This is a genomic window from Pseudomonas sp. B21-031 (assembly GCF_024748985.1).
Taxonomy (GTDB): domain Bacteria; phylum Pseudomonadota; class Gammaproteobacteria; order Pseudomonadales; family Pseudomonadaceae; genus Aquipseudomonas; species Aquipseudomonas kermanshahensis.
Genome location: NZ_CP087181.1, coordinates 4,055,194 through 4,068,434, shown reverse-complemented (window position 1 = coordinate 4,068,434; position 13,241 = coordinate 4,055,194). Strand labels below are relative to the sequence as shown.

Annotated in this window: 12 protein-coding genes; 10 read left to right on the top strand and 2 right to left on the bottom strand. The window is 65.8% G+C overall.

Annotated features, from left to right (window positions below):
* Positions 1 to 4 precede the first annotated feature (4 nt).
* The 10 genes from LOY53_RS18100 (at position 5) to LOY53_RS18055 (ending at position 11,662) form a co-directional block, all read left to right on the top strand.
* On the top strand, positions 5 to 793 hold the full coding sequence (locus LOY53_RS18100; RefSeq protein WP_099454823.1) for an alpha/beta fold hydrolase: 789 nt from the start codon (positions 5 to 7) through the stop codon (positions 791 to 793).
* The gene (locus LOY53_RS18095) at positions 790 to 1,644 is read left to right on the top strand and encodes an alpha/beta hydrolase (RefSeq protein WP_252825180.1); all 855 of its coding nucleotides are present in this window, start codon (positions 790 to 792) and stop codon (positions 1,642 to 1,644) included. Before LOY53_RS18100 ends, LOY53_RS18095 begins: the two co-directional genes overlap by 4 nt.
* Positions 1,645 to 1,753: 109 nt before the next feature.
* Positions 1,754 to 2,548, top strand: coding sequence for a DUF4892 domain-containing protein (locus LOY53_RS18090; RefSeq protein WP_252825179.1), 795 nt, complete (start codon positions 1,754 to 1,756; stop codon positions 2,546 to 2,548).
* Positions 2,549 to 2,560: 12 nt separating this feature from the next.
* Positions 2,561 to 3,607 carry an AI-2E family transporter gene (locus LOY53_RS18085; RefSeq protein ID WP_027592850.1) on the top strand — a complete coding sequence of 349 codons (1,047 nt, stop codon included), beginning with the start codon at positions 2,561 to 2,563 and terminating at the stop codon, positions 3,605 to 3,607.
* Between the two features lie 132 nt (positions 3,608 to 3,739).
* Positions 3,740 to 3,829, top strand: a complete 90-nt coding sequence (gene kdpF, locus LOY53_RS18080) for a K(+)-transporting ATPase subunit F (protein ID WP_033693985.1) — start codon at positions 3,740 to 3,742, stop codon at positions 3,827 to 3,829.
* A gap of 9 nt (positions 3,830 to 3,838) precedes the next feature.
* Positions 3,839 to 5,533 carry a potassium-transporting ATPase subunit KdpA gene (gene kdpA / locus LOY53_RS18075; protein ID WP_085272576.1) on the top strand — a complete coding sequence of 565 codons (1,695 nt, stop codon included), beginning with the start codon at positions 3,839 to 3,841 and terminating at the stop codon, positions 5,531 to 5,533.
* Positions 5,534 to 5,542: 9 nt separating this feature from the next.
* Positions 5,543 to 7,597: a potassium-transporting ATPase subunit KdpB gene (kdpB, locus tag LOY53_RS18070; protein ID WP_258703102.1), complete on the top strand. Its 2,055-nt coding sequence runs from the start codon at positions 5,543 to 5,545 to the stop codon at positions 7,595 to 7,597.
* 10 nt (positions 7,598 to 7,607) lie between these two features.
* A complete protein-coding gene (kdpC, locus tag LOY53_RS18065; protein WP_186703915.1) occupies positions 7,608 to 8,159 on the top strand; it encodes a potassium-transporting ATPase subunit KdpC in 552 nt (183 codons plus the stop codon).
* Between the two features lie 159 nt (positions 8,160 to 8,318).
* Entirely contained in the window at positions 8,319 to 10,973 is a 2,655-nt protein-coding gene (locus LOY53_RS18060) for a sensor histidine kinase KdpD (protein ID WP_258703101.1), read from the top strand.
* Positions 10,970 to 11,662: a response regulator gene (locus LOY53_RS18055; protein ID WP_252825175.1), complete on the top strand. Its 693-nt coding sequence runs from the start codon at positions 10,970 to 10,972 to the stop codon at positions 11,660 to 11,662. The genes LOY53_RS18060 and LOY53_RS18055 overlap by 4 nt, the downstream gene beginning before the upstream one ends.
* 15 nt (positions 11,663 to 11,677) lie before the next feature.
* On the opposite strand, the gene LOY53_RS18050 is transcribed toward LOY53_RS18055, so the two are convergent.
* Both LOY53_RS18050 and LOY53_RS18045 read right to left on the bottom strand, forming a co-directional pair.
* On the bottom strand, positions 11,678 to 12,154 hold the full coding sequence (locus LOY53_RS18050) for an ester cyclase (RefSeq protein ID WP_027592844.1): 477 nt from the start codon (positions 12,152 to 12,154) through the stop codon (positions 11,678 to 11,680).
* A 58-nt stretch (positions 12,155 to 12,212) separates the two neighbouring features.
* Positions 12,213 to 13,118 (bottom strand): LysR family transcriptional regulator, encoded by a 906-nt coding sequence (locus LOY53_RS18045; protein WP_027592843.1) that lies wholly within the window; start codon positions 13,116 to 13,118, stop codon positions 12,213 to 12,215.
* Between the last annotated feature and the right edge of the window lie 123 nt (positions 13,119 to 13,241).

The window sequence follows — 13,241 nt, the reverse complement described above, 5'->3', positions numbered from 1 at the left end:
CGCCATGTCGCAGCACATCTTCTTTGCCCACGCCAATGGTTTCCCGTCTGCCACCTACGGCAAGCTGTTCGCTGCCCTGGCGCCGGACTATCACGTTCGCCACCTGCCCCAGCATGCCCACGACCCACGCTTCCCGGTGAATGAAAACTGGCAGAACCTGGTCGATGAGTTGCTGCACCACCTGGCGCAGCAGGACGCGCCGGTCTGGGGGGTTGGCCATTCGTTGGGCGGGGTACTGCACCTGCATGCCGCCTTGCGTTGCCCCGAGTATTACCGCGGGGTGGTGATGCTCGACTCGCCGGTGCTGACTCGCGCCGATCAATGGCTGCTGCGCACTGCCAAGCGTTTTGGCTTTATCGACCGCATCACCCCGGCCGGCCGCACCTTGGGGCGGCGTGAGGCGTTTGCCGATCGCGACAGCGCACGGGACTATTTCGCCAGCAAACGCTTGTTCCGCCACTTTGACCCCGACTGCCTGGAAGCCTACCTGGAGCACGGCCTGGAGCCCGCGCAAGAAGGGCTGCGCCTGCGTTTCGACCCGGCTACCGAGATCAGTATCTACCGCAGCATCCCCCACGCCAGCCCAGCGCCTGCCAGGCAACTGCAGGTACCACTGGCGATGGTGCGCGGCGAGCGCAGCAACGTGATCCGCCGGCACCACACGCTGGCCGTGCGCGGCATGGCCAAAGGCGAGTACCACAGCGTGCCGGGCGGGCACATGTTCCCGCTGGAACGCCCGACCGACACCGCCAGCCTGATCAAGGGCCTGTTCGACCGCTGGAGCCATGAATGAGCGCGCACATGGAGGAAATCCGCCTGAGTCTGGGCCATATCGAACTGGCTGCGCACCTGTTTGGCCCTGAGGATGGGCTGCCGGTGATTGCCCTGCACGGCTGGCTGGACAACGCCAACAGCTTCGCCCGGCTGGCGCCGCGGCTGCAGGGGCTGCGCATCGTCGCCCTTGACCTGGCGGGCCATGGTTACTCGGAGCATCGCCCGCCTGGCGCCAGTTATGCCCTGGCCGACTACGCCCACGATGTGTTGCGGGTGGCCGAGCAGTTGGGTTGGCAGCGCTTTGCCTTGCTGGGCCATTCACTGGGGGCGATCATTTCGGTGCAACTGGCGGGCGCCTTGCCGGAGCGGGTCAGCCACCTGGCGCTGATCGATGGCGTCATTCCGCCCACCGGGGCCGAGCAGGACGCCGGTGAACGCCTGGGCATGGCATTGCAGGCGCAGCTGCGCCTGGATGGCAAACGCAAGTCGGTCTACCCCGCGTTGGAGCAGGGCGTGCAGGCGCGCATGAAGGGCATGGTCGCCGTCAGCCGCGAGGCAGCCGAACTGCTGGCCCAACGTGGGCTGATGCCGGTAGCGGGGGGGCACAGCTGGCGCAGTGACAGCCGCCTGACCTTGCCGTCCCCTGTTCGCCTGAGCCACGCGCAAGCCATGGCCTTTGTCAGGCGGGTAAGTTGCCCGGCCTGCCTGGTGGTGGCCGCCGACGGCATGTTGGCGCGCCACACTGAGCTGCTGGAGCAGCTACCCTTTGAACAGGTGACGCTGCCTGGAGGGCATCACCTGCACCTGAACGATGAGCAGGGCGCGGCCCTTGTCGCAGACTGTTTCAATCGCTTCTTTGGCTTTGCTTGACTTGCACCGGACAAGTGCCGAGGCTTGGCGGGTTGAACAGGGAGACAACCATGCACATGCCAGACACGCTGGACCTTAGCTTCGGCGCCCCGCGCCGACTGGGCTGCCGATGAGCGCGCCCGTAACCCTCCGTACTACCCTCGCTGCCTGCTTCGTGCTCGCCAGCCCCTTGCTGTGGGCGGGTAGCCTGCCCGTTCCCGTGGATGCCAAAGTGGTCGACCAACGCCCTGCGGTGGAGCAGGAGCGCGTGTACCCCATGGGGCCTTTGCGCAAGATCAGCGGCCGCCTGCGGGTCGACGACAAAGTCGAAAGCCGTGGCCAGGTCAGCTCGGTCACCTATGAACTGCCGGTGGAGCGCACGGCCCGCGAGGCGTTCACCAGCGCCCGCGAAACACTGCAACACGACGGGGGTTACCCGTTGTTCTGGTGCCAGGGCCGCGACTGCGGCGAGGCCAGCCTTTGGGCCAATGATGTATTCGCCAATGCACGGCTCAATGGCGGTGACGAGCAACAGGCGTTCATCCTCCTGCGCCGTTCTGCAGAAGAGGCCGACACACTGGTGGCGTTGTACAGCGTCACCCGCGGCAACCGCCGCGCCTACCTGCACGTGGAAGAGTTCGTCGCTGCCAGCCCGCTGGGTGAGCTGCTGCCCACGGCCGGCACGGTGCTGCGTGAAATGCGCGACACCGGCAAGCTCGACTACCCTGACCTGAGCACGCCGCAACCTGCCTGGGTGGCGTTGTTGGGGCGTTGCCTCAACCTGGACAGCACCTTGCGCGCCAGCCTCAGCGGCAAAGAGGCCGAAGCGTGGCGTGAGCAACTGGTCAAGGCGGGCGTGCGCAGCAACCGGCTCGAGGTTGGCAGCGCCCCCACCGATGGCCTGCACCTGGAACTGATCCGTTGAACGAGCACCGCCATGGCCAATAATGACCGCCTGCTGATCCAGATCGTCCTGTTGACGTTGCTCGGCGCTGCCTTGTGGGTCATGGCACCGTTCATTTCTGCGCTGCTGTGGGGTGCCATTCTGGCCTTTGCCAGCTGGCCGCTGATGCGCTTGCTGACGCGCGCGCTGGGCGGGCGCGAAACGTTGGCCGCCAGCCTGCTGACGGCGGCCTGGATCCTTATCGTGGCGTTGCCGCTGGTATGGCTGGGTTTCAACCTGGCGGATCACATCCGTGATGCCACGGCGTTTGTCCGTGATGTGCAGGTGGATGGCCTGCCCGAGGCGCCGGCCTGGCTGGGCAGCATCCCCCTGGTGGGTGAGCGCATGGTCAATTGGTGGCAGTCGCTCGACCAGCAAGGTGCGGCCTTGATCGCTTCGATCAAACCTTACCTGGGCCAGGTGGGCAACTGGTTGCTGGCGCGCAGTGCGCAGATCGGCAGCGGCATGCTCGAACTGAGCTTGAGCCTGGTCTTCGTGTTCTTCTTCTACCGTGACGGCCCGCGCTTGTCGGCGTTCGTGCTGCGCCTGTTGCAGCGCTTGACCGGCGATCGCGCCGAGTACTACCTGGACCTGGTGGCGGGCACCGTGCAACGCGTGGTCAACGGTGTCATTGGCACGGCAGCGGCCCAGGCCTTGCTTGCGCTGATCGGGTTCCTGATTGCCGGCGTCCCCGGGGCCATCGTGCTGGGCCTGGTGACCTTCATGCTCAGCCTGATCCCCATGGGGCCACCCCTTGCGTGGATCCCCGCGACTGCCTGGTTGGCGTGGAAAGGGGAGTACGGCATGGCGGTGTTCCTGGGCATCTGGGGCACCTTCGTCATCAGCGGCGTGGACAACGTGCTCAAGCCCTACCTGATTAGCCGTGGCGGCAACCTGCCGCTGGTCATCGTGCTGCTCGGTGTGTTCGGCGGGTTGATCGCCTTTGGCTTCATTGGCCTGTTCATTGGGCCGACTTTGCTGGCGGTGGGGTATAGCCTGCTGCTGGACTGGAGCCGCAACGCCGGTCAGCAAACACCGTAGCGCCTTTGAACGGGCTGCGTTTTTACGCATTCTTTATGCGCTGATCCATCCCTCGATCTCGCCCCTTTACGCCCCTCCCTCGGACAATCTCCCCAAAGCGGCCCAAGCGCCGCACCACGGGGAGCTCCACACATGAACATGCTCGACGGGCTGTCACTGCTGCTGGCAGTGGCATTGGCGATTTACCTGCTGATGGCGCTGCTGCGCGCCGATCGCAGCTAGGGAGTGGCCATGCACAGTTACGACTTTGCCTTGTTACTGGCGTTTTTCGCCATCGTGCTGCTACCGGCACCCTGGCTCGGGCGGTTCTACTACAAGGTGATGGAAGGCCAGCGCACTTGGCTGTCACCGGTGGTGGGCCCGGTAGAGCAGGCCTGCTATCGACTGGCAGGCGTACGCGCCGACCAGGAGCAGAACTGGAAGCAATACACCCTGGCGTTGCTGGCCTTCAACCTGGCCGGCTTCCTGCTGTTGTTTGCCGTACTGCTGTTACAAGGCTACTTGCCGCTCAACCCACAGCAACTGCCCGGGCAGGAATGGTCGTTGGCGTTCAACACCGCCGTAAGCTTCGTCACCAACACCAACTGGCAGGCTTACAGCGGCGAGTCATCGGTCAGCTACCTGAGCCAGATGCTGGGCCTGACGGTGCAGAACTTTGTCAGTGCTGCCACTGGCCTGGCAGTACTTGTGGCCCTGTGCCGCGGCATTGCCCGCCGTTCGGCCGCCACATTGGGTAACTTCTGGGTCGACATGACCCGCGCCACGCTCTATGGCTTGTTGCCCCTGTGCCTGGTGCTGGCGCTGTTGCTGGTGTGGCAGGGTGTGCCGCAGACCTTTGCCGACTATGCGCACGCACTGACCCTGCAAGGCACTGACCAGACCATCCCGCTCGGCCCGGCCGCCAGCCAGATCGCCATCAAGCAGTTGGGCACCAACGGCGGCGGCTTCTTCGGCGTCAACGCGGCACACCCCTTCGAAAACCCCACGGCCTGGAGCAACCTGTTCGAGGTGGCGTCGATCATCCTCATCCCGGCGGCGCTGGTGTTCACCTTCGGCCATTACGTGAAAGACCTGCGCCAGAGCCGGGCGATTCTTGCCTGCATGCTGAGCCTGTTCCTTATCGGTGGGGCTACAGCGCTGTGGTCCGAATACCAGCCCAACCCGGCCCTGCAGAGCGCGCAGGTGCAGCAAAGCGCGCCGCTCGAAGGCAAGGAAAGCCGCTTCGGCACCACCGGTTCGGTGCTGTGGACAGTGACCACTACGGCAGCCTCCAATGGCTCGGTCAATGCCATGCACGACAGCCTCAACCCGCTGACCGGCATGGTTGCGATGGTCAACATGATGGTCGGCGAGGTGATCTTCGGCGGCGTCGGTGCAGGGCTCTACGGCATGCTGTTATTTGTGCTTATCGCCGTGTTCCTGGCCGGGCTGATGATTGGTCGTACCCCGGAATACCTGGGCAAGAAGCTGCAGGCGCGTGAGGTGCAACTGTTGGTGGCGACCTTGCTGGTGATGCCGGTCGGCGTGCTGGTGCTGGGCGCCATCGCCGCCAGCCTGCCGGGCCCGGCGGCGGCGGTGAGTAACCCCGGTGCCCATGGCTTTAGCCAACTGCTGTACGCCTACACCTCCGGCACCGCCAACAACGGTTCGGCCTTTGCCGGTTTTGGTGCCAACACGGTCTACCACAACCTGATGATCGGCCTGGCCATGCTGGTCGGCCGCTTCGGCTACATCCTGCCGATATTGGCCCTGGCCGGCAGCCTGGCGGCGAAAAAGAGCGCACCCCAGGGGCTGAACAGCTTCCCCACCCATGGCCCGCTGTTCACCGGCCTGTTGCTGGTGACCATCCTGTTGGTGGGTGGCCTGACCTTCCTGCCGACCTTGGCCCTCGGGCCAATTGCCGAACACCTGAGCCTGGGCTTCTGAGGAACCACCATGAACATGCCCATTCCTGAAGTAAAAGCCCCCCACAGCGCCAAGGACCAGACCCGCTTCGCCGCGCTCTGGCGCCCGGCCCTGATCCAGGCCTTCGTTAAACTGGACCCTCGGCAGCTCAAGCGCTCGCCAGTGATGCTGGTGGTGGCGCTGACTGCCGCGCTGACCACTGTTTTGTGTTTTTCCCCCGGCAGTGGCGTGAGCACAACAGTGGCGGTGCAAATTGCCCTGTGGCTGTGGTTTACCGTGCTGTTCGCCAACTTTGCCGAAGCCCTCGCCGAAGGCCGTGGCAAGGCCCGCGCCGACAGCCTCAAGGCTGGGAGCCAGGGGCTGAGCGCCCAGCGTCGCGACAGCGCTGGCGCTTTCGAAACGGTTGCCGCGACCGCGCTGCGCAAGGGCGATGTGGTCAAGGTGATCGCGGGTGAACTGATCCCGGGTGATGGTGAGGTGATCGAAGGCATCGCGGCGGTCAACGAGGCGGCCATCACCGGTGAGTCCGCCCCGGTGATCCGCGAGTCCGGCGGCGACCGCTCGGCGGTCACCGGCAACACGCGGCTGGTGTCTGACTGGTTGCTGATCCGTATCACCAGTAACCCTGGCGAATCGACCCTGGACCGCATGATCGCCTTGGTCGAAGGGGCCAAACGGCAGAAAACGCCCAACGAGATCGCCCTGGATATCCTGCTGATCGGCCTGACCCTGATCTTCCTGATCGTGGTCGTGACCCTGCAGCCGTTCGCCCACTTTGCCGGCGGTAGCCTGCCGTTGATCTTCCTGGCCGCACTGCTGGTGACGTTGATCCCCACCACCATCGGCGGCTTGCTGTCGGCCATTGGTATTGCCGGCATGGACCGCCTGGTCCGGCTCAATGTCATTGCCCGCTCCGGGCGCGCGGTGGAAGCTGCGGGCGACGTGCACACCCTGATGCTCGACAAGACCGGCACCATCACCTTCGGCAACCGCCGCTGCAGCGCGCTGCATGCCGCGCCAGGCGTCACCGCCAAGGAGCTGGGGGAGGGCGCCTTGTTTGCCTCGCTGGCCGATGACACGGCCGAGGGCAAATCGATCGTCGAGTACCTGCGCCAGTTGCACGACTTCGTCGAACCCTCCGGGCAGCAGCTCGAACCGATCGCCTTCAGCGCCGAGACGCGGTTGTCGGGTGTCGACTTCCAGCAGCACCGCTACCGCAAGGGTGCTGTCGATGCGGTGCTGGCATTCGTTGGCCTGCTACGGCTGGAAATGCCGCCGGCATTGGCCCGCGAGGTCGAGCGCATTGCCCAGAGTGGCGGCACGCCGCTGTTGGTGTGTGTCGACCAGCGCTTGCTTGGGGTGATCCACCTCAAGGACGTGGTCAAGCCCGGTATTCGCGAGCGCTTTGCAGAGCTGCGCAAGCTGGGCATCCGCACCGTGATGGTGACCGGTGACAACCCGCTGACCGCCGCTGCCATTGCCGCCGAGGCCGGGGTCGATGACGTGCTGGCCGAGGCCACCCCAGAGAAGAAGCTGGCGCGCATCCGTCAGGAGCAAAACGACGGCCGCCTGGTCGCCATGTGCGGCGACGGCGCCAACGACGCCCCGGCGCTGGCCCAGGCCGATGTGGGCATGGCCATGAACGACGGTACCCAGGCAGCCCGTGAGGCGGCCAACATGGTCGACCTGGACAGCGACCCGACCAAGCTGCTGGACGTGGTCCAGGTGGGCAAGGAACTGCTGGTGACCCGTGGCGCCTTGACCACCTTCTCGATTGCCAACGACGTGGCCAAGTACTTCGCCATCCTGCCGGCGTTGTTCGCGGCCATCTACCCGCAGCTGGGCGTGCTCAACCTGATGCACCTGGCCAGCCCGCAGAGCGCGATCTTGTCGGCGATCGTGTTCAACGCGCTGATCATCATCGTGTTGATCCCGCTGGCGCTGCGCGGTGTGCGCGTGCACGCGGCGAGCGCGGCCCACCTGCTGCGGCGCAACCTGCTGATCTACGGGCTGGGCGGGATCATCGTGCCATTCGCCGGGATCAAGCTGATCGACATGCTGCTCAATGCCTTGCACCTGGTCTGAGGAGGCCGCCATGAACACCTATGTACGCCCGGCCTTGAGCCTGGCCTTGCTGATGACGCTGGTCACCGGCGCGTTGTACCCGTTGGCGGTGACCGGTATTGCCCAGGTCGCCTTCCCTGAACAGGCCAATGGCAGCCTGGTGCGTGACGCACGTGGCGAGGTGCGCGGCTCGGCACTGATCGCCCAGGATTTCCAGGGCGATGGCTGGTTCCATTCGCGGCCCTCGGCAGGGGCTTATGCCACGGTTGCCAGCAGTGCCAGCAACCTGTCGCCGAGCAACCCGGCGCTGGCCGAGCGGGTAGGCAGCGAGGCCGCGAAGCTGTACCGGGCTGAGCAAGGGCCTGTGCCGCAAGCCTTGCTGACCACCTCGGGCAGTGGCCTGGACCCGCATTTGCCGCCGGAGGCGGTGGCTTATCAGGTAGCGCGTGTGGCAGCGGCTCGCAAGGTGCCCGTTGAGCGCTTGCAAGCCCTGGTGGAAGAGGCCACCCTCCACCCATTGATCGGGCCGCCTGTGGTCAATGTTCTGGCCCTGAACCAGGCCTTGGAGAGGTTGGGGCAGTGAGCTTGGGGCCGCTTTGCGGCCCAATCGCCGGCAAGCCGGCTCCCACAGGTATCGCACCGTTCGCAAGGGCTGTGAGGTCCCTGTAGGCGCGGGCTTACCCGCGAAGGCCTGCAAAGCAGGCCCAGCTTCACCGATCGCCGCACAATCGAAGGATGAAACATGAGTGATTCCGCCCGCGCAGACGCGTTGTTGGCCAACCTCCCGCACGAAGGCCGCGGCAGGCTGAAGGTGTTCCTCGGCGCCGCACCGGGTGTGGGCAAGACCTACGCCATGCTGCAAGCCGCCCACAGCCAGCAACGCCAGGGCGTACACCTGCTGGCCGGGGTCGTCGAAACCCATGGCCGTGCCGAAACCGAGTCGCTGCTTGGTGGCCTGCCCCAGCAGCCCCTGCTGCGCAGCGAGTACCGCGGCGTCACCCTTGAGGAAATGGACCTCGACGGCCTGCTCAAGGCCGCACCTGCGCTGGCCCTGGTCGACGAACTGGCCCACACCAACGCCCCCGGCAGCCGCCACGCCAAGCGCTGGCAGGACGTTCAGGAACTGCTCGCCGCCGGCATCGACGTGTACACCACGGTCAACGTCCAGCACCTGGAAAGCCTCAACGACAAAGTCCGCGACATCACCGGCGTGCAGGTGCGCGAAACCCTGCCGGACTGGGTACTGCAGGAAGCTTTCGAATTGGTGTTGATCGACCTGCCACCGCGCGAATTGCTGGAGCGCCTGCGCGAAGGCAAGGTGTACGTGCCCGAGCAGGCGCGGGCTGCGATCGATGCCTATTTTTCCCAGACCAACCTCACCGCATTGCGCGAGCTGGCCATGCAGACCGCCGCCGCCCAGGTCGACGCCGACCTGGCCCACGGCTACCGCCAGCGTGGCCAGGAGGCTCCGGCCCTGCGCGGGCGCCTGCTGGTGGGCATCGATGGCGACGACCAGGCCGAACGCTTGGTGCGCCACGCCAGCCGCGTAGCGCAACGCCGGCACCTGCCCTGGAGCCTGGTGCATGTCGACAACGGTAAGCTGCGCGACGAAGCTGCACGCCAACGCCTGCAAGCCGCGCAGCAACTGGCTGAGCGCCTGGGCGGCGAAGTGGTGCTGCTGCGCGCCGGTGAAGTGGCGCACACGCTGATCCAGCATGCCGGCGAGCGGCGGGCCAGCCTGGTGCTGGTGGGGCAGTCGCGTGATCGCTTGCGCCGTCGCTTCTTCGGCGCCGGTGTAGCGGCGCGGCTGCTGCGCGAAAGCCACGGCCTGGAGATCAACGTGCTCGACCGCGATGCCCAGCCGGCCCCTGCCAGTGCGGCGGTGCAACGGGTATGGGTGTGGCGGCACTACCTGCTGGCCCTGGTTGCCACGCTGCTGGCGGCCGGTTTGTCGTGGGCCGTGTCCAGCGTGCTGGCGCTGCCCAATATCTCCCTGGTGTTCCTTGCCGCCGTGCTGCTGGTAGCGGTGCGCAGCAGCCTGGGGCCGGCCTTGGCCTGCGCCGCGCTGTCGTTTCTGACCTACGACTTCCTGTTCATCCCGCCCAATTTCTCGTTCAGTATCCAGCGCGAAGAAGACGTGCTGACCTTGGTGTTCTTCCTGCTGATGGCGGCCCTCACCGGCAACCTTGCGGCCCGCCAGCGCCGCCAGTTGCAGGCGCTGCGCGAGACGCAGGCGCAGACCAACCAGTTGCTTGATTTATCCCGCCGCTTGACCGTTGCCGCCGACCGCCAAGCGGTGTTCAACGCCGCCGGCCAACACCTTGACGGTTGGCAGGATGTGCAAGTCTGCGTGCTCGAACGTAACCCCGAAGGCCAGCTGCACCTGGCCAGTGGTGAGGCCCAGGGCTTCAGTGACAACGAGCGCGCCGCCGCCGAGTGGGCCTGGCAGCACGGGCAGGCGGCGGGCCATGGCAGCGATACCTTGCCCAATGGCCGCTGGTGGTGGTGGCCGCTGGCAGTCGAAGACCATCCGCTGGCCCTGCTCGGCGTGCGCCCGCGTTCTGGCGAACCGCTCAGCGCCCAGCGCCGGCGCCTGCTCATGGCCCTCGGCCAACCCCTGGCCCAAGCCCTGGCCCGCGCCCGGCTGGCCGAACAATTGGAAGCGGCGCGCCTGCATGGCGAAACCGAGCAACTGCGCAGCGCCTTGTTAGCCTCGGTCTCCCACGACCTGCGCACGCCCTTGACCGCCATGCGCGGCAGCATCGACAGCTTGCTGGCGCTGGGTGAGGCGATCCCCGAGGACGACCGCCGCGAGCTGCTGGAAGGCACGCGCAACGAGGCCGAGCGCCTGGACCGCTACATCCAGAACCTGCTCGACATGACCCGCCTGGGCCATGGCGGCCTAAAACTGGCCCGCGACTGGGTGGCCCCCGCAGACATCGTCGGCAGTGCGCTGAACCGCCTGTGGGTGGTGCTTGCACCCCTGCGCGTGCACACCGATGTGCCGGCCGAGCTGCCATTGCTGTTCGTGCATGCGGCACTGATCGAGCAGGCCCTGGTCAACGTGCTGGAGAACGCTGCACGCTTCTCGCCGGCCCAGGGTCGGCTGGAACTGCAGGTGTCTGTGCAGGGCGAACAACTGCGCATTGCCGTCAGCGATCAGGGCCCCGGCATTCCTGTGGCCGAGCGGGAGAAGATTTTCGACATGTTCTACACCGCCGCCCGCGGTGACCGGGGCGGGCAGGGCACTGGCCTGGGCCTGGCGATCTGCCAGGGCATGATCGGCGCTCATGGCGGGCAGATCCTGGTGGGCGAAGGGATCGATGGCCAGGGCACCGGCATCACTTTATGCTTGCCGCTGCCCCCTCAACCTGAAGCCGAAAGCGAAGCCCCATGAGCCAGACCGCCACCCTCCTGGTCATCGACGACGAACCGCAGATCCGCAAGTTTTTGCGCATCAGCCTGACGTCCCAGGGCTACAAGGTGATCGAGGCCGCCACTGGCAGCGAGGGCCTGGCGCAGGCCGCCTTGGGCAAGCCCGACCTGGTGGTGCTCGACCTCGGCCTGCCGGACATGGACGGCCAGCAAGTGCTGCGCGAGCTGCGTGAATGGAGCGCAGTGCCGGTGCTGGTGCTGTCGGTGCGTGCCAGTGAGGTGCAGAAGGTCGATGCGCTGGACGGCGGCGCGAATGACTACGTGACCAAACCGTTTGGTATTCAGGAGTTTCTGGCGCGGGTGCGCGCCTTGCTGCGCCAGGTTCCGCAGGCCGGCGGGGGCGAGGTGGCGGCCAATTTTGGGCCGTTGACCGTAGACTTTGCCTTCCGCCGCGTGACCCTGGAGGGCGTCGAGGTGGCGCTGACCCGTAAGGAATATGCGTTGCTGGCCCAGCTGGCCGGGCACCCGGGCCGGGTGATTACCCAGCAGCAGTTGCTCAAGGACATCTGGGGGCCGACCCATGTGGACGATACCCACTACCTGCGGATCGTGGTCGGGCACCTGCGGCAAAAACTCGGGGATGACCCCATGGCGCCGCGTTTCATCATCACCGAGGCGGGCGTCGGCTACCGGTTGGTCGCGCCCGCCTGATGATGCCGGCCGCTGTTACCACCCCAACTGCTTGTGCAAGCCGAGGGCGTCGTAGTAGTCCCCTTGGTAGATGATCTTGCCGTCTTTGACCTTCACATAGCTCACGCCATCGAACGACAGTGCTTTGTGGGTGGCGGGCGTTTGCGCGTCCCAGGCGCCCGTGTTGGTGCCGCTGAAGGTCCACTGGAAGGCGATGCCGTCCTTGTCGACGATCGGCGTGCCGTTGATCTTCCATTTGAGGTCTGGCACGGCGCCCACGAACACTTTGATCACGTTGTCGCGTGCGGCTTCACGGCCCTTTTGAGGGGTGCCGACGGTGACGTCGAAGTACTCGGCGTCCTTGGCCAGGTAGCTGGCGGCCTTTTCGGCGTCATGGGCGTTCCAGGCTGCCATGTAGGCGTCGACGATCTGCCTGGGGGTTTCGGCCGCCTGGGCGAGGCTGGCGAAGGTGAAAAGCGACAGCAGGTAGAACGCTCTAATCAAAGGACGCATGTTTGCCTCGCTTGCGGGCGTGCCCGCGGGTTGTCGGCCGGACGGCCATTGCGCGTGCTCAGGCCCTTGGCGGCTCCTTTTCGAACAGTTGCCGTACGACTTCCAGGTAACGCCGCGCGCCCAGGCCCAGGGGCCGCGGTTTGACCCAGATGATGTCGACCCACAGCCGTAAGCGGCTGGCCATGTTGTCGAAGCGCACCTCGGCCAAGGCGCCCGAGGCAATCAACGGTTCGACCAGCGGCTGCGGCAGGTAGGCCCACCCCAGGCCGGATTGCACCAGATCCAGCGTAGCCAGATAACTGTCGGTCAGCCAGATGCGTCGCGACAACACCATGCGCGGGTCGGAGCCGGTGGCTTTGCCGGAGGCCACGATGATTTGCCGTTGCTCGGCGAAGGCTTCTTCAGGCAGTGGCGTGCCGCTGTTGCGCCCGGCGGGGTGGCGGGGGGACGCGACGGCGACCAGCAACTGGCTGCCGGCTTCAAGAAACGACTCACGCTCATCGATGCCGGGCCGTTCGAAAACCAGCGCCAGCTGCACGCTGCCGTCATGCAGCAAACGAATCGCTTCGGCTTGCGTGGCCGAACGCACTTCGATCTCAAGGCTTGGGAATTCTTGCGCGAGGGTTTCCAGCGGTTGGCTCCAGCGGCCGGTTTGCAGCTCGGGTGCCATGGCGATGGTCAGGCGCTTTTCCAGCCCTTTGTGCAGCTGTAGGGCCTGGGCGTCGAGCAGGTTGAGCTGGCAGATCACCTGCCGGGCCTGGGGTTCGAGGGCCAAGGCGGCGCTGGTTGGCAAGGCTTTACGCGTGGCCCGGTCGAACAGGGCCAGGTCCAGTTCGGCTTCCAGCTGGGCGATGGCCATGCTCACGGCCGAAGGCACGCGGCCCAGCTTGCGCGCTGCTGCGGAAAACGACCCTGCCTCCAGTACGGCCAGGAAAACTGCAAGTGAGTCGCTGGTGAAGGCCATTGTCAGAAAACCTGATTGATCGGTTGAGCCGCGTAGCGTGTAGGAGCAGCCTTGTGCTGCGAAGAGGCCGGTGACAGCAGCAAAATTCACTGCGTGGTCCTATGGCCTCTTCGCAGCGCAAGG